We start from the raw sequence: 15,425 nt of genomic DNA, 5'->3' as shown, positions 1-15,425 counted from the left end.
CGTAGCGGGGATCATGCGGCGCCAAGGCCGTGACGATCCCCTATGACCGAAACCACGCCTCTCACATGTCATGTGACGCATTGACCCCTCAGCTCCGTCGCGGTTGCATGCTGCGGGGCCCTCCGGCGGGAGACCGGGGGCGAGACCTTTCCTGACTGGGGGGAAAATCATGAGGGGAAACACAGACCGGAGCTCCAACAGACGCGTACGGGGTGCGTTAGGTGCCGCGGTCGCGGTGGGTGCGATCACCGCGGTGCTGCCCGGAGCCGCCTCGGCCGAGCCCGCGGGGGGCGCGCGGGACAGCGGACCCGGAGTCGAGAGGATCAGTGTCGCGGCTGACGGCACGCAGTCCGACGGCGATTCCACCGGTGGTGCGATCACGACCGACGGACGCCGCGTCGTCTTCTCGTCGTCGGCGAAGAACCTCACGCCGGGCAATGCCTCGGGAAGTGCGAGGGTGTACATGCGCGACGAGCCCTCGGGACAGCTCAAGAACGTGGGCAGCTCCCCGATCGCCTCTCCGGTGATCAGCGGTGACGGGGAGTACGCCGCCTATGGGGTGCTGTTGTTCAGGGACACCAAGGTCAAGCTGGCCCAGTGGGCCGCGGGCAGTTCGATCGGCCTCAACTGCGATGCCCTCAACTGCAGTCAGCCGTCGCTGAGCGGTGACGGCCGCTACGTCGCCGATGTCGCCACCATCGGCAGGCCCTCGTCCAGCCAGCGCGTCGACGTATGGGACTGGAACGCCGACACCAAGCAGGAACTCGCCTGGTTCGACCACACCGCGCCGTCCCGGCCGTCCATCAGCGGTGACGGCCGCTTCGTCGCCTACCAGGACGGCAAGGCCAAGGACGTCTTCGTGTGGGGCCGGGACCACGGCTCCACCTCCGACCCGATCGAGGGCCCGGCCAAGGAAGCGACGATCGTCCAGATCAGCGAGGACGGCAGCAAGGTCGTCTACCTCTCGGGCTCCGACACCTACGTCCACGACGTACGCTCGGGCACGGCCCAACGAGTCCCGGACGTCAAGGGCTTGGCCATCGATCCCACCGGCAACCATCTGCTGTACGCCCCCAACGCCACGACCGGACCGTCGCTCGTCCTGCGCGACCTGCGCACGGGCACCGACGCGGTCGTCTCGAACCAGCCCGCCTCGGCCGGGGTCGACGCGGTCAGCGCCGACGGGCGTGACGTGGTCTTCCAGTCCACGGCCGACGACCTCGTGCCCGGTGATACCAACGGCAAGTCGGACGTGTTCGTCCGCCGCTTCTCCTGACCACTCCCGCTCCCACTGCCGCGCTCTGCGGTGCCGCGCCGCCCTCACCCTCATGTGAGGGCGGTGCGGCAGTTCCTCGCGCGAGTGGATGTCGGACCGGACAGCATCGTCACGCCGGGAAGCGGGCGGTGATGAAGGCTTCCGGGATCCTCGATGATCACAGAATCATCACTAATGCTCCACTGGGTCACCACACAGCGTGTCGCTGGCGCTACTGTCGTCGCTCCCGCAGCGCCCGAGAGGGGACAGATGCCCAGTCCGAATGCCACGCCGCCGGAGCCGTTACGAGCGGATACCCGCCCTCTGCACAGACGCAAAAGAGTCTGGCTCGGCGGCATCGCGCTCTTCGCCCTCGGCGCCCTGGGCGGCACCAGCGCCGGTGAGGATGCTGCCGCCGGCACGCCCTCGCCCAAGGTCACCGTCACCGCGACCGCGACCGCGACCGCGATGGTGACCGAGACCGCGTCTCCCGAGCCCCGTGCCACGGTGACCAAGACCGTCAAGGCGCAAGCTCCCACCCCCACGCCGTCCCGGCGGACCACTGCGCCCGCCGCGCCCTCACCGACGGCGAAGGCCCCGGCTGAGAAGTGCTCGATCCTCTCCAACTCCGGTAACTGCTACCGGGCCGGGCAGTTCTGCCGGAACAGTGACCATGGAGCCGCGACGACGACGGCGAGCGGTCAGCGGATCACGTGCAGGCTGAGTTCGAATGCGTGGCGTTGGGTCTACTCCTGACCTTGTACGGGCGGCTCGGGGTCAGTGGTGACGCCGTGAAACCGTGTGATGGAGTACGGGGGACGAACGGCCCTGGAGGCCAAGGGAGCGGGAGGGCGCAGAGCACATCGTGGGCGGGGACGGGAAGATATCTGACGAGGAGTGGGAGCGCTTCCTTCGTGAGGCTGGGTCCGGGACTCAGGAGGCACCGAAGGAGCCGTCGGCACGAGCGCGGATGGTGGGGCGGCGCCTGCGGGAGGAGCCTGGTCGGCCTGAGGGGTGGCGTACGCACTCGCCCCCTGAGCGTGGACGGGGCAAGGGAGCCTGGTACGCGGTCGGGCTGTTGGCGATGGTCGGCCTGCTCGTCGTGGCGCTGGCTCCGGGGCCGGTGGCCGGGTGGTTCGGAGGCGGAGGCGGCGAGAGCGCGCCGCTCGCCGCGGAGTCGGCACGCCCCACCCGGCCACCCGCTGCGGAAGCAGGGCAAGCGCCGACGGTGGAGCAGCCGTTCAAGGGCTCCCCGGCGGCACGGTGGGGCGACGGGGTGGCGGGGATTCACCTGCCGTCGGCACGGGCGACCGGCTGGATGAGCAAGGCGCAGGTCGCACGGGCACTCGCGCGAAGCCGGGACTTCCTCGCCTCGTCCAGCCTGGATGCGGGGGTACTGCGGGGCCAGCGCCCCAGGAAGGCGATCGCGCTGATCAATCCACGTCAGCGGGACGTCCAGGACTACCTGGCCGGTGCCTTTCGCGCCCCCAGCCGGAAGAACGACCCCTTGCTGCTCTTCAGCCGCTTCCCGAAAGCCGAGGTGCGGCTCGTCGGTGACGTGGTCAAGACACGGGGGCGGATCACGTTCCGGGAAGGCGAGCGCGGCGCGGTCGAGGTCGTCAGCGATATCACGTACGTATATCCGGTCGTACGAGCCGCCAAGGGGAGCGATGATGTCGCTCGCACCATCGTGCGCAGAGAGATCGTGATGAGCTGGGACGATCCGACGAGGGTGATCACCAGGCCCGGCACGTTCTCCCTGGTCTCGTACAAGGCGGACCTCACCAACGGGGGCTGCGACAACACCACTGGCTACTTCGCCCCTTCGTTCGGTGCCGAGCGTGCCGCGGCCGACGCGGAGAACGGCCCCGAGGTCGACCCGTACGACCGGAGCACGTCCATGGACGCCCGCATGCGGGAGGCCGGCGGATCGGAGTGCGGGACCGCTACCCGGTCGTGACCGGGTAGCGGAGCGATCCCGGCTTCGCCGACCTCCAGCGGCTCGGCCGACGCCGCCGGCCTGCTCACGGGGCCGGACGCAGACCGGCCCGCGGGAGGAGGCCGTCGCGATCGCGCGGAGGCTGCGTCGTGGTGGGCGGAGCCTTGATGTAAGGATGAGGCCATGCAGAACGTCTATTTCGACATCACCATCGACGGCAAGGACGCCGGGCGCATCGTCTTCCGGCTCTTCGACGACGTCGTGCCGGAGACCGCCCGGAACTTCCGTGAGCTCGCCACCGGTCAGCACGGCTACGGCTACGCCGGCTCGGGCTTCCACCGGGTCATCCCGGAGTTCATGCTCCAGGGCGGCGACTTCACGCACGGCAACGGCACCGGCGGCAAGAGCATCTTCGGCGCCACGTTCGCCGACGAGAACTTCTCCCTCAAGCACGACCGGCCGTTCCTGCTGTCGATGGCCAACCGCGGCCCGAACACCAACAGCTCCCAGTTCTTCGTGACGACCGTCACGACCCCGTGGCTCGACGGCAAGCACGTCGTCTTCGGCGAGGTCGTCGAGGGCGAGGACCTGGTCAAGCAGATCGAGGCCCTCGGCTCCCGCAGCGGCGCCCTGAGCTCGGACGTCGTCATCAAGGCGAGCGGCACCGTCGCCTGAGGTCGGCGATCGCCCAGGAGTCCGGCGACAAGCCGTACCGCCTGGGCGGCGACGGGTGGTGGAGGGGCCGGGGGACCGCAGTCTCCCGGCCCCTCGTCCTGTCAGCCGGACGGCGTGGCCGACACCTGGGGCGCGGTGACGGACTTGGTGCCCGTCACGACGTTCGACGCGGAAGCTCTCCGGGGCGTCGTAGAGCGGGTTGTCGGGCTGGTCCGGGTCGTCGCCGACACGGCTGGTGGAGCTGGGTGCGGTGGCGGGCGCGGCGGCGTGGGCGCTGCCGGTGAAACCGAGCGCGAGGACGACGACAGCGGCCGCGGAGGCGACGGCTGCGGGTCTGAGGAGGTGGTGCTGAGACACGGCTGGCGTTTCCCTTCCGGTGGAACAACGGACAGGCGTACGTGAGTACAGGAAGCAGTCGTGTGGGGGGGAGTTGATCGAATCGTGGGGGCAAGGAACTGTAGCTGTACATGACCGGCAAGTGGGAGGCGGTGCCACGCCGAGCCTGGTTCCTCAGGGTGTGCCGGTCACTCCGCCGAGCTGGAGTCCTTGCGCTGATTGGCATGGAACCGCGCCTTCTTCTGGCGGTTCCCGCACGTGTTCATGTCGCACCATCTGCGGGTGCGGCTCTGGCTGGTGTCGAAGAAGGCGGCCCGGCAGGTCGGTGACGCGCACAAGGCGAGCCTTCCGTCCCGTTCGCCCGCGATGACGCTGATCGCGTCCGCGGCGATCACGCCGAGGGCGTCCTCCACACCGGAAGCCGGGCTGAGCCGCCATCGCCGCTCGCCCTCGGGCGTCAGGACCGCCGCTGCCCGCCCCTGAGCGCTGCGCTCATTGATGACGCGGACGGCGGCCGCGGGGAGTGCGTCCTTGCGCGCGGCCGCCGTCGCGGCGGCGTGGATCGACTCCCGCAGCTCCCGGGCGAGATCGAGCTGGGCAGGGGTGCAGGAGTCCACGGCGAGACCGCTCACCGCCAACCAGTCGACGAGTCGCTCCGGCGTCGGAATGCGCTCCACGGAGTCGCCATGACGCTCCGACAGCGTCCCCGTGAAGCTGGTCGCCAGCACCTTGCCGAGGCGGAAGTCAGGAAACGCGGCACGCATGGAACCACCTTAGCCGGTTGCGGCGCGCCCTGGAGGGCTGTTAGAACCGTCTTAGCCGGTTCACTACAGGTGGTGGCCGGTTCCGCGACGGCCAGGAGGTCTCATGCTCCGTCCGACCTGCGACGTGCAAGCATTCGAAGCCCACGCGACCGACGCCGACCTCGACGATCTGCGCGCGCGCCTGGCCGCGGCACGGCTGCCGGAGGCCGAGACGGTCCCTCGTGCCGCGCCGGGCCCGCGCCGATGGGAACAGGGCGTTCCGCTCGCCGACCTCGTCGATGTCGTGGACTACTGGCGCACCGGCTACGACTGGCGGTCGTTCGAGGAACGCCTCAACCGGATCGGCCAGTTCCGTACGACCGTTGACGGTCTGGGAATCCACTTCCTGCACCGCCGGTCCACGCGCGCGGACGCCACTCCGCTGATCCTGACGCACGGGTGGCCCGACAGCGTGGTCCGGTTCGCCGACGTGGTGGACGAGTTGGCGGATCCGCGGGACGCGGAGGCACCGGCGTTCCACGTCGTCGTCCCGTCGCTCCCGGGCTTCGGCTACAGCGACAAGCCGGCCACCACCGGGTGGGGGACCGAGAAGATCGCGGCCGCGTGGGTGGAGCTGATGGGCAGGCTCGGCTACAGCAAGTTCCTGGCCCACGGCGGGGATTGGGGAGGCAACATCACCACGGTGCTCGGCGGCAGGTTCCCCGCGCACGTCCTCGGCATCCACACCACGTTCGCGGAGGGGCCGCCCGGGCTGACGACGGACGGGCTGACGGCCGTCGAGCGCGCGTGGGCCGAGGAGACCCGCGACTTCTGGCGCCACCGAGCCGCGTACGCGAAGCAGCAGGCGACCCGGCCGCAGACCATCGGCTACTCGCTCGTCGACTCACCGGTCGGGCTTCTCGCCTGGATCCTCGACAAGTTCGCGGAGTGGTCGGACACCGAGGACGGCCCGTTCGAGACGATCTCCCGGGACAGGATCCTCGACGACGTCACCCTCTACTGGCTGACGCGGACCGGAGCGTCGGCGGCCCGCATCTACTACGAGAGCCACAATTCGCTGGACCCCGAACTCCGGGTCGACGTCCCGTCGGCCGTCACCATGTACCCCCGTGACGTCGAGAAGTGTCCGCGCCCCTGGGCGCAGGAGCGGTACCGGCAGATCGTCCGATGGAAGGTGCCCGAGCGCGGGGGGCATTTCCCGTCCCTCGAGGTTCCCGAGTACTTCGTCCAGGACGTGCGGGAGGGTCTCGCGGCGGTGCTCGCAGCCGGGCGGTGACGTGCTGTTCGCCGCGCGGGACCGGACGACCGGCCCGTCAGCGGTGGGGGTCGCCCTGGTCGGGATCGTCGTCGGGGGACTGCCAGGTGTCACCGCGCGGGATCTCTGCGCCGGGTGGCCTGCCGCCGTGGGCAGGTGTGCTGCGGGTGCGGCGGGCGGCGCGGCGGCGGCCCGCGACGAACATGGCGAGGAGGCCGAGGACCACGACGATGCCGACGATGATGAGGGCCGGCGAGGTACTGCCGGAGGCAGCCAGGACGGGCTGCCGAGGCAGGGAGCGTCAGGGCGTGCAGCTGACCGTCGCCTCGGCGCGGAACACATGGCCGAAGTTCGGGTCGTTGAAGCTCTCGAAGACCTGGGGCTCGCCAAGAAGCGCGCAGGTGTAGAGCTGCTCGGCCGCGGCCGACGTCTCCGCGTCGTCGATGGCGCTCTGGATCGCCACGGCGGCGGTGGGCCCGCGACCCCCGCCCGTGAACAGCTTGGCCGAGGCCGCCGAATCGGCCACAGCCGGCGGCGAGCCCACCACAAGGACGGACAGGACGACTCCCGCGACAGCCAGTCGGCCCTTGGAGAGCACCTTCATCGCCGTCATCCCCTTCACTGAGTCTCGCTGAGTCGCCTACCGAACAGGGGTGGTTGACACCCTACTGAAGGAAGCCGCACAAGCCGATCCCTAGGAACACGCCCCATTCGTGAGGGCTTCCGACGGAACCTTCTCGCCCTGCCAGGTATCTCTTCACCTGGAGATTCCGTGCCCCCCGACGTGAGGAGCTGTTCCGTATGATGCGCCGAGTCCAGGTGCTGTTGTTGTCCGCCCTGCTGCTGGTGGCGGGCTCGGTGATGTCGAGCGCGCCGGCCTCGGCCGTCATCGGCGGGTCGAAGAGCACCTACGGTCCGTGGGCGGTGCGCATGCTCGTCGACGGCAAACCGGCGTGCACCGGAACGGCGGTCACGACCCGGTGGATCCTCACCGCCTCGCACTGCTTCTACGAGCAGGCGCGGCCGGTCGCCGACAAGCGGATCTCGTTCCGGGTGGGCGACCTCGACGTGCGCAAGGGCACCACGGTCCGCCCGGTGCGGGGCAAGCGGGTGGGAAGCGCGCACGCCGACATGATGCTCATCAAGGTGTCCCGCATGAACGTGCCCACGGCGCGCCTGGCCACGTCCCCGGTTCGCATCGGTCAGACCGTACGGCAGTACGGGTGGGGCGCCACCTGCACCGAGGACGAGAGCGCCTGCCAGTCGCGCGTGCTCAAGCAGTCGACGCTGCGGGTCGTATCGCCGGACACCCCCCGGTGCAAGGGCTACGTCACGGCGGGCGGCCCCGACTTCTGCATGAAGAAGGTGTCCGGGATTCCCGCCGGCGGTGACTCCGGAGGCCCGGTGATGAGCGTCGGCCCGCGTGGCACCGAGACTCTCGTCGGCGTCTTCAACGGCTCCGACCGGGAGAAGGTCGCCCAGGCGGGGAAGATCTCCAAGCAGCTCGCCTGGATCCGTTCCGTCACCCGGCGATAGCCCCGGCGACGGTGGGGGCGACGCCCTTCCGGGCGGTGCTTGCGGCCTTCTCCGGGCCGTGGCCGACCGGTGCCGAGCGGCGGTACGCGGACAGCCGTCACCGGGTCGGCTCGTGTTCCTCGGCGTAGCGGGCCAGCCCTTCCGCCATGCCCTGCATGAACTTCTGGAGGTAGCGCGGCATGATCCAGCCCATGAGCCAGTTCGTCTCGTACTGGCCGTGCCAGTGGATGACCGTGCCTTCGCTCCCTGCCGGCGTCAGCTCGATGCGTGCGGAGAGGTTGTGGATCGGTGTGTTGAACGCGTCCTCGTAGGCCAGGAGGCGTTGCTCGACCTTCTCGGTGATCCGTTCCCCGGTCACGGTGCGTCCGGTCCGGAAGGCCCGGACGGCACCGATGCCGTCGTCGCCGAAGGGGTCGAGGTCGACCGACCGTGCCGTGTCCAGGCTGTCCACCTTGGACCACTTCGGCCATGTTCTGGCGTCGACCAGCAGCTTCCAGACGGTTTCCGGTGAGGCGCTGGTGGTCACGGTGACGTCGTACTTGTGCATGGGGGAGAGCTCCTGTGAGGGGGCGAGGGGGGTGGCGTTCCCGGCCGAGGAGACGCGCTGCTGTGCGCGCCCCGGGGGAGGGTCAGTCGTCGAGGAAGCGCAAGAGCTCGGCGGTGACGAACCGGGGGTTCTCCTCGACGAGCCAGTGCCCGGCCTTCGGGACGTCCACCGCCCGGTCGATGTCGGTGATGCGCGGGGCCACGGTGCGCCGGATCGCGTCGAGTTGCCCCTGCGCGGTCATGAGCAGGGTGGGGACGCGGGTCGGTTTGGCCGCCACGGTGTCGCGGACGTCCTGGTCGAGGGCGCGGTAGAGCTCGAAGCCGCCCGACAGGACCTGGGGCCTGCTGTAGGTCCGCGCGTACTCGTCGACTTCGGCGCGCGTGAACGGGGACCGCGTGGAGGTGCCTCCGAACGCCGATCCGCGAAACGCGACCTGGGGGTAGAACAGCGCCAGGTAGTCGCGGACATCGTTGCCCACGACCGCCTCGGGGACCCGTCGCTGGGAGTGGAAGGCGATGTGCCAGCTCAGTGAGCGGTAGGCGGGCGCGTCGATCGCGGGCCCGGGCAGCGGCAGGTCGAGGTAGGCGAGGCGCGCCGTGTCCTTCGGGAACTGGCTGGCGTACTGGAACGCCACCGCGGCCCCGAGGTCGTGCCCGACGACCCGGGCGTCGTCGACCCCGAGCCGGCCGGCGATCAGCTTGTGCACGTACCGCGCCAGCGTGGCCTTGTCGTAGCCGGTCGGCCTGCCGGTGCTGTCGCCGAGTCCGGGAAGGTCCACGGCGTACACGGTGTGGTGCTCGGCCAGCTCCGGCATGATCGGCCGCCACCCGTACCAGGTCTGCGGCCAGCCGTGGAGCAGCACGACCGGCGGGCCGCTGCCGCCCGTGACGTAGTGCATGCGCACGCCGTCGACGTCGGCGAACTCGTGGCGGAAGGTCTTCGTGAACGCGGGGTCGTGCTGGGTGGCGGCGGCGTGGGCGGGGACGTCGTCGGCCGTGTCGTTCCTTGTCGGGGCGGCGCAGGCCGCGGTGGAGACCATGAGGAGGAGGGCGAGGACGACGGTCGTCGCCACCGCGTGCGGGCATCGGCGCAGGCCGCGCGGCAGCGGTCGTGGTGGGGTCATGTTTCGTCCTGGAGAAGGCGGAAGGCGGAAGGCACAAGGCGGAAGGCGGGAGGCAGAAGGCAGAAGGCGGATCAGCGGCCGGTCGTGCCGTCGAGGTAATGCGCTCAGTCTTGCCAGGCACCTCACGCCCCGGCACGGGATCTTGCGGTTTCCGCAAGCCGGCAGGCCAGGTCTGCCCGATGGGGCGACGCCGACAGGACGGGGTGACCTGACGGCGTTGCCCGGGCGTCGCCCCGAGCGCCGCGCCCGGCCGCGACGAGCCGAGCTTGGTGCGTATGCACGCGTGCGACCCGGACGGCGGGGCTGCGGAGGGCGGTGGCGGCGCCCGGGTCGGCTCAGCCGACGAGCAGACGCAGCCCGAGGTCCGCCGCGTCGAGGCCGGCGAGGTCGCCGTTGCGTTCCGTCCAGCGGCCGGACGCGAGGTCCTCGCCGAGGTTCCGCACCGCCCGCCGCTCGGGCTCCGGGCCGACCCGCGTCCACACCGACATCGCGCGGCGCACGTGGTCCTCCAAGTACGCCTCGGGGCGGCGCCAGTACGCCTCGAACAGGCCGTCGGCGCAGTCCCACGGGACGGGTACCGGCTCGGCGCGGGCGCCGATCGCTTCGGCCATCGCGGCGAGCGAGGGGAAGTCCGCGAGGACGTCGGCGAACTCGGGCAGGTAGTCGCGGGTGAGCCAGAACCGGTCCTGCCAGCGGGGCTCGTCGGTGTCGAAGGTGAGCACCACCACGCGACGCGCCACGCGCCGCATCTCGCGCAGCCCCGCTGTCGGGTCCCCCCAGTGGTGGACCGTGGAGACGGCCATCGCGACGTCGAAGGACCGGTCCTCGAACGGCAGGCTCTCCGCGGCGGCGGCGACGCAGGGTGCCGCGCCGGTGGGGCGCTGCGCCCGCATGACCGCCGACGGCTCGACCGCCGTCACGGCGCGATCGGCGGGCTCGTAGGAGCCGGTGCCCGCGCCGACGTTCAGCACCGTCTGCGCGTCCCCTAGCGCGTCCCGGATCTGCGCGGCGATCCGTGGATCGGTGCGCCGCGTCGCGGGGTAGGCGCCGCCGATCGCGTCGTACAACCGCGCACCGAGTACGTCCAGTTGTTCCTCAGGCGTCACTCTCTTTCCCTTCGCCCGCGCGTCGAGTTCCTTGTCGATGGCCGTCACCATGGCGTCGGCGCGATCGCGCCGCTCGAGGAGCAGTCCGCGCAGTCGGCGCAGGTGCGCGACCGCGTCGGCGGACGGGTCGTCGACCAGCTCCGCGATCTCCCGCAGCCCGAACCCCAGGCGCCGGTACGCGAGCACCTCCCGCAGCCGCTCCACGTCTCCCGCCGAGTAGGCCCGATCCCCGGCGGCGGTCCGCGCCGACGGCCGGACGAGCCCGACCCCGTCGTAGTGGTGCAGCGTGCGCACGCTCACACCGGCCAGCTCGGCCACGTGCCCCACAAAGAGCGGAGAAGGGCAGTCCTCCCGGAGGCGCTGACAGGCGAGGCGTTGTTGTGCGGGTCACACGGCCGGGAGCGATTCCCCGCCATGATGGAGGGCGTTCTGGGTGCTTCGACCGGCGTTCGACCCACCCGCGGACGCTGAAATTCCGGCAGGGCATGGGCATGGCACCGCAGCAGATGATGGCCGAACCCGGCCCCTGTGCGGGCCCGACCTCTGAGCAGCGTGTTTGCATGTGTTGATGATCGTTGACGCACAGGACACATCCGCCCGGCGGACGTACGTGGACCGCATTCTGGAGCACTGGTACGAGGACGAGGGCGCCGAGGCGCTCGTCCAGGGGACGCGGCGGCTGACCAGAGGTGAGGCGCGGCGGCAGTTGTTCAGGCTGGGGCACGCGCTGCGGGGACAGGGGCTCGCGCCCGGTGACGGGGTGGGGCTGTTCCTCGCGAACCGTGTGGACTCCGTCCTGGTGCAGCTCGCGGTCCATCTCATCGGGTGCCGCGTCGTGTTCCTGCCGCCCGAGCCGGGGCCCGGTGAACTCGCCGCGCTGGTCGAGCAGTCCCGGGCGCGCGCCGTGGTCACCGATCCGCTGTTCGCCGGACGGGCCGCCGACGCGGCGGGACGCAGCGTCCACGCGCCCGTGCTGCTCGGCCTCGGACCCTGCGAACAGCGGTGCCCCGACCTGCTGTCCCTGGCCGCCGAGTGCCCCGCCACGCGCCCCGAGGGCGTGCCCGCCCCGGGCCCCGACGAGGCCGTCACCGTCCTCTACACCGGCGGCACCCTGGGCCGCCCCAAGCTCGCCTCTCACACCCACCGGCTCTACGAGACGGTCCTGGACCTCGTGGACGACGGCCCGCGGGACTCCCGCTCCGCGTTCTTCCCGGCCATGGACCCGGCCACGGACAGGGTCCTCACCGCCACGCTGCTCACGCACGGCAGCGGCCATCTCACCTCGATCCAGGCGCTGGTGACCGGGTCCGCCCTCGTCGTGCTGCCCGAGTTCGAGGCGGGCGCGGCCCTCGCGGCACTGCGCGAGGAGCGGATCACGACCACCATGTTCGTACCGCCGATGCTCTACGCCCTGCTCGACCACCCGGAGTGCGTGCCCGGTGTCCTCCCGGCGCTGCGGCGGGTCGTCGTCGGTGGCGCGGCCTGTTCACCCAGCAGGCTGCGGCAGGCGGTCGAGGTCTTCGGGCCGGTGATCAGCCAGGGTTACGGGCAGTCGGAGGCGCTCGGCATCGCCGCGTTCGGCGCGGAGGAGCTCGCCTCGGAGGGAGCCCGGCGGCCCGAGCTCTGGCGCAGCTGCGGCCGTGCGATAGCCGACACCGAGATCGAGATCCGCGCCGAGGACAGCACGGCGGCGCTGCCCGTCCGCGCGGTCGGCGAGGTGTGCGTCCGCGGCGATACGGTGATGCTCGGCTACTACGAGGACCCGGCCCGCACCGCGGAGGTCCTGCACGACGGCTGGCTGCGCACCGGCGACATCGGCTATCTCGACGCCGACGGCCACCTCTATCTCGTCGACCGCGCCAAGGACATCATCGTCACCGGCAGCACCAGCGACAACGTCTACTCCAGGGTCCTTGAGGACTTCCTGCTCACGCTGCCCGGCGTGCGCAACGCGGCGGCCCTCGGCGTGCCGGACGAGGAGTTCGGGGAGGCCGTGCAGGTCTTCCTCGCCACGGCCGCGGGCGCCGACGTCGTCCCGGAGTCGGTCGGCGCGGCGGTCACCGCCGAGTTGGGGGAGCTGTACACGCCCCGGAGGACGGTCCTTCTCGACGAGCTGCCGACGACCAAGGTCGGCAAGGTGGACAAGAAGGCGCTGCGGGCCGCCTGGACGAGCGGGGCGCTGGGCGCGTCGTCGTAGGGCGCGCTGTCGCTGTCGCGCCGCTCGCGCCGTCCACGAGCTCATCGGTCTCGTCGGCCCCACCGGGCCCGTCGAGTCCGAGGAGACCAGGGAGCCCAACGAGGCCGAGCGGAAGTGTGGTTGGCTCTGCCCGCGTCTCGGTTCTGGAACGCATGAGCGAAGGGGACAGGTGGGGATGGGGTCGCTCGCGGAGCTGCTGGGGGAGTTGAAGGAGCGGTCCGGGCTCAGTTTCGGAGTGCTCGCCAAGCGGCTTCACCTCAGTGCGTCGACGCTGCACCGGTACTGCAACGGTGATGCGGTGCCCACCGAGTTCGCGCTGGTGGAACGCTTGGCCCGGATCTGCGGAGCGACGCCTCAGGAGCTGGTGGAGGTCCATCGGCGGTGGGTCCTCGCGGACGAGCACCGGGGGCGGCGGGCGGAGCCCACGGCGTCGGCCGCCGCCGCTCCCTCGTCGGACTCCGAGGACGTCCTGCGGCCCCGCCCGGTTCAGCACCGCCGAGCCCGATCCGAAGGCCGAGCCCACCCCCGAGCCCCTCTCCGGCCCGGCCCCCTGCCCCTCCCCGGCCGGGGCTCCGTGCCCTCGTCCGGCCCGGGCCCCACGCCCCTTCCACCGCCCCCGGTACGCAAGCGGCGCACCCTCGCCCTCGCGGCCACCGTCGTCCAGCCGCTCGCCCACCCGGCGGTCGGCGCGGTCAGCGGCAACACCGAGGTCGGCAACCGCCGCAGCCTGATGGGCAAGTGGCAGCACCTGGAGTACGTCCTCGGGTTCAATCTCGACCGGCGCATGTTCGGGGTCCTGGAGTGCATGCCGACGGTGCCGGGGGCGATCGGCGCCTTCCGCAGGGACGCGCTGATGGGTGTCGGCGGCGTCAGCGACGAGACCCTCGCCGAGGACACCGACCTCACGATGGCGCTCTGGCGCGCCGGGTGGCGCGTCGTCCACGAGCAGTCGGCGGTCGCCTGGACCGAAGTGCCGGTGACCCTGCGGCAGTTGTGGCGCCAGCGCCACCGCTGGTGCTGCGGCACCTTCCAGTCCATGTGGAAGCACCGGCGCGCGGTGGTGGAGGTCGGCCCCGCCGGACGCTTCGGCCGCCGGGTGATGCTCTGCGTCACGCTGTTCCAGGTCGTGCTGCCGCTGTGCGCGCCCGTCGTGGACATGTTCGCGCTGTTCGGGGCGCTGTTCCGCGACCCCGTGGAGGCCGCCCTGGTCTGGTTCGGGTTCCTGTCCGTCCAGTTGGTCACCGCCGCGTACGCGCTGCGGCTCGACCGGGAGCGGCTGCGCGTGCTGTGGGTGCTTCCGCTCCAGCATTTCGTCTACCGGCGGTTGACGTACCTGGTGGTCATCCACTCCGTGACCACGGCTCTGCTCGGCACGCGGCTGAAGTGGCACAGCGTGAAGCGCGCCGGGACCGCCGATCCGTATCTGCTCGCACCGCGGCCGCCCGAAGAGACGCGGCGGAGCCTGCAAGGGAGCCGACCATGACATCCCCGCTCGACCCGCGGACCCGGCACCCCCTGCCCGCGGGACCCCGGCTCCCCGGGGGACTCCGCCCGGCCCGACCCGATCGCACACTCCGCCCCGCCCGACCCGCACGAGAGCCCCGCCGTTGCCGACCCGATCGGACGCTTCACCGCACGGCCCAGCTCCCGCTACGGCCGGGGGACCGGCCGCCGCCCGGTGAGGGCACCAACTACCTGATCGTGGGCTCCGACAGCCGCGACGGACTCTCCGAGGGTGACGTGCGGGACCTGCGCGCGGGCGGGGGCGGCGGGCGGCGCACCGACTCGGTGATATTGCTGCACACCGGGGCCCACGGCACCAGCATGGTGAGCCTGCCGCGCGACTCCTGGGTCACCGTGCCGGGCCGCCTCGCCCCCCTCACCGGCAAGACGAAGCGCCCCGAGGGCGACAAGCTGAACGCCGCCTTCGCCTACGGCGGCCCCGAACTCCTGGTCCACACCGTCGAGAAGAACACCGGCCTGCGCATCGACCACTACGCGGAGATCGGCTTCGCCGGGTTCGTGAACATCGTCGACGCCATCGGGGGCGTACGGATATGCCTGAAACGGGACATCAAAGACAAGAAGTCGGGTGCGGACCTGCGCAAGGGCAGCCAGACCTTGGACGGTCGGCAGGCGCTCGCCTTCGTCCGCCAGTGGCACCAGGAGCGGGAGGGTGACCTGGGCCGCTCCAAGAACCAGCAGAAGTTCCTGTCGACCCTCGCCCACCAGGCGGTGCTCCGGCGGTCCTGAGCTCCTACGGCATCGACCAGGCCCTCGCCTGCGGGCGGGTGCGCAATCGTGCTCGGCGACCTCGCGCGGGGCGGCCTCGGCGTCGACCCGGCTCACTGGGCGCGGCTGCGGACCGAGGCCGACACGATCGTCCACGCGGGCGCGCACGGTCGGCGTGACCTTCCCCGAGGTCGACCCCCGGATGATCGGGGACTTCCGGCGGCACTTGGAGGAGGTCGGGGAGATCGCCTGAGGGACCGCCGCCGGGGACGAAACAGCGCCCTTCGTTCCGCTTCGGGGCAAGGGGTTTCTGGCGCGGACTCGTGGGTCGATTGGCTGATAGACATACATGTATGACTCTTTGGAGTGACATGGCCGAGGAGACGGTTTTGTGATTCCCCGGGCGGGCATCCCGTGGGGCGGTGCGGTGTCGACGCGCGACTCGGCTCATGCGGATCGG

14 protein-coding genes and 2 pseudogenes are annotated in these 15,425 nt (G+C 71.2%); 10 read left to right on the top strand and 6 right to left on the bottom strand.

The features are described 5' to 3' along the window. The first annotated feature begins 235 nt into the window (after positions 1-235). The 4 genes from QUY26_RS03760 to QUY26_RS03745 all read left to right on the top strand — a co-directional run bounded on the left by QUY26_RS03760 (position 236) and on the right by QUY26_RS03745 (position 3,869). A complete protein-coding gene (locus QUY26_RS03760) occupies positions 236-1,276 on the top strand; it encodes a hypothetical protein (protein WP_289943662.1) in 1,041 nt (346 codons plus the stop codon). A gap of 249 nt (positions 1,277-1,525) precedes the next feature. Further along, positions 1,526-2,011 (top strand): hypothetical protein, encoded by a 486-nt coding sequence (locus QUY26_RS03755; RefSeq protein ID WP_289943661.1) that lies wholly within the window; start codon positions 1,526-1,528, stop codon positions 2,009-2,011. Positions 2,012-2,117: 106 nt separating this feature from the next. Then, the gene (locus QUY26_RS03750) at positions 2,118-3,215 is read left to right on the top strand and encodes a hypothetical protein (protein ID WP_436840478.1); all 1,098 of its coding nucleotides are present in this window, start codon (positions 2,118-2,120) and stop codon (positions 3,213-3,215) included. 162 nt (positions 3,216-3,377) lie between these two features. Further along, on the top strand, positions 3,378-3,869 hold the full coding sequence (locus tag QUY26_RS03745; protein WP_289943659.1) for a peptidylprolyl isomerase: 492 nt from the start codon (positions 3,378-3,380) through the stop codon (positions 3,867-3,869). Positions 3,870-4,393: 524 nt separating this feature from the next. Here QUY26_RS03745 and QUY26_RS03740 read toward each other — a convergent pair. Further along, complete coding sequence (locus QUY26_RS03740) at positions 4,394-4,969, bottom strand: CGNR zinc finger domain-containing protein (RefSeq protein ID WP_289943658.1); 576 nt, start codon at positions 4,967-4,969, stop codon at positions 4,394-4,396. Positions 4,970-5,072: 103 nt separating this feature from the next. On the opposite strand from QUY26_RS03740, the gene QUY26_RS03735 reads away from it, so the two are divergent. After that, positions 5,073-6,245: an epoxide hydrolase family protein gene (locus tag QUY26_RS03735; protein ID WP_289943657.1), complete on the top strand. Its 1,173-nt coding sequence runs from the start codon at positions 5,073-5,075 to the stop codon at positions 6,243-6,245. Between the two features lie 37 nt (positions 6,246-6,282). On the opposite strand, the gene QUY26_RS03730 is transcribed toward QUY26_RS03735, so the two are convergent. Beyond that, positions 6,283-6,450: a hypothetical protein gene (locus QUY26_RS03730; protein WP_436840259.1), complete on the bottom strand. Its 168-nt coding sequence runs from the start codon at positions 6,448-6,450 to the stop codon at positions 6,283-6,285. A gap of 75 nt (positions 6,451-6,525) precedes the next feature. Further along, entirely contained in the window at positions 6,526-6,837 is a 312-nt protein-coding gene (locus tag QUY26_RS03725; protein WP_289943656.1) for a hypothetical protein, read from the bottom strand. 188 nt (positions 6,838-7,025) lie between these two features. Between QUY26_RS03725 and QUY26_RS03720 the strand changes: the two genes are divergently transcribed. After that, on the top strand, positions 7,026-7,760 hold the full coding sequence (locus QUY26_RS03720) for a S1 family peptidase (RefSeq protein ID WP_289943655.1): 735 nt from the start codon (positions 7,026-7,028) through the stop codon (positions 7,758-7,760). Between the two features lie 97 nt (positions 7,761-7,857). Here QUY26_RS03720 and QUY26_RS03715 read toward each other — a convergent pair whose 3' ends face one another. The 3 genes from QUY26_RS03715 to QUY26_RS03705 form a co-directional block, all read right to left on the bottom strand. Then, positions 7,858-8,307, bottom strand: a complete 450-nt coding sequence (locus QUY26_RS03715) for an SRPBCC family protein (RefSeq protein ID WP_289943654.1) — start codon at positions 8,305-8,307, stop codon at positions 7,858-7,860. 82 nt (positions 8,308-8,389) lie between these two features. After that, a complete protein-coding gene (locus tag QUY26_RS03710) occupies positions 8,390-9,430 on the bottom strand; it encodes an alpha/beta fold hydrolase (protein ID WP_289943653.1) in 1,041 nt (346 codons plus the stop codon). 335 nt (positions 9,431-9,765) lie between these two features. Beyond that, on the bottom strand, positions 9,766-10,863 hold the full coding sequence (locus QUY26_RS03705; protein WP_289943652.1) for a MerR family transcriptional regulator: 1,098 nt from the start codon (positions 10,861-10,863) through the stop codon (positions 9,766-9,768). 241 nt (positions 10,864-11,104) lie between these two features. Between QUY26_RS03705 and QUY26_RS03700 the strand changes: the two genes are divergently transcribed. The 4 genes and pseudogenes from QUY26_RS03700 to QUY26_RS03685 all read left to right on the top strand — a co-directional run bounded on the left by QUY26_RS03700 (position 11,105) and on the right by QUY26_RS03685 (position 14,986). After that, the gene (locus tag QUY26_RS03700) at positions 11,105-12,733 is read left to right on the top strand and encodes a class I adenylate-forming enzyme family protein (protein ID WP_289943651.1); all 1,629 of its coding nucleotides are present in this window, start codon (positions 11,105-11,107) and stop codon (positions 12,731-12,733) included. Positions 12,734-12,908: 175 nt separating this feature from the next. Next, a pseudogene (locus QUY26_RS03695) lies at positions 12,909-13,088 on the top strand (helix-turn-helix domain-containing protein); the annotation flags it as partial. Positions 13,089-13,388: 300 nt separating this feature from the next. Beyond that, positions 13,389-14,216, top strand: a pseudogene (locus tag QUY26_RS03690) (glycosyltransferase family 2 protein); the annotation flags it as partial. A gap of 218 nt (positions 14,217-14,434) precedes the next feature. After that, positions 14,435-14,986 (top strand): LCP family protein, encoded by a 552-nt coding sequence (locus tag QUY26_RS03685; RefSeq protein ID WP_436840258.1) that lies wholly within the window; start codon positions 14,435-14,437, stop codon positions 14,984-14,986. Positions 14,987-15,425 lie beyond the last annotated feature (439 nt).

Source organism: Streptomyces flavofungini, assembly GCF_030388665.1.
Classification (GTDB): Bacteria; Actinomycetota; Actinomycetes; order Streptomycetales; family Streptomycetaceae; genus Streptomyces; species Streptomyces flavofungini_A.
The sequence above is the reverse complement of the archived record's forward strand: the minus strand, read 5'-3'. Positions and strand labels throughout refer to the sequence as shown.

What these genes read in the sequence shown, in the direction of transcription:
- QUY26_RS03755 (WP_289943661.1), top strand. Translation starts at nt 1,526, where the DNA reads ATGCCCAGTCCGAATGCCACGCCGCCGGAGCCGTTACGAGCGGATACC.
- QUY26_RS03745 (WP_289943659.1), top strand. Translation starts at nt 3,378, where the DNA reads ATGCAGAACGTCTATTTCGACATCACCATCGACGGCAAGGACGCCGGG.
- QUY26_RS03740 (WP_289943658.1), bottom strand. Translation starts at nt 4,969, where the DNA reads ATGCGTGCCGCGTTTCCTGACTTCCGCCTCGGCAAGGTGCTGGCGACC.
- QUY26_RS03735 (WP_289943657.1), top strand. Translation starts at nt 5,073, where the DNA reads ATGCTCCGTCCGACCTGCGACGTGCAAGCATTCGAAGCCCACGCGACC.
- QUY26_RS03725 (WP_289943656.1), bottom strand. Translation starts at nt 6,837, where the DNA reads ATGACGGCGATGAAGGTGCTCTCCAAGGGCCGACTGGCTGTCGCGGGA.
- QUY26_RS03720 (WP_289943655.1), top strand. Translation starts at nt 7,026, where the DNA reads ATGATGCGCCGAGTCCAGGTGCTGTTGTTGTCCGCCCTGCTGCTGGTG.
- QUY26_RS03715 (WP_289943654.1), bottom strand. Translation starts at nt 8,307, where the DNA reads ATGCACAAGTACGACGTCACCGTGACCACCAGCGCCTCACCGGAAACC.
- QUY26_RS03710 (WP_289943653.1), bottom strand. Translation starts at nt 9,430, where the DNA reads ATGACCCCACCACGACCGCTGCCGCGCGGCCTGCGCCGATGCCCGCAC.
- QUY26_RS03700 (WP_289943651.1), top strand. Translation starts at nt 11,105, where the DNA reads ATGATCGTTGACGCACAGGACACATCCGCCCGGCGGACGTACGTGGAC.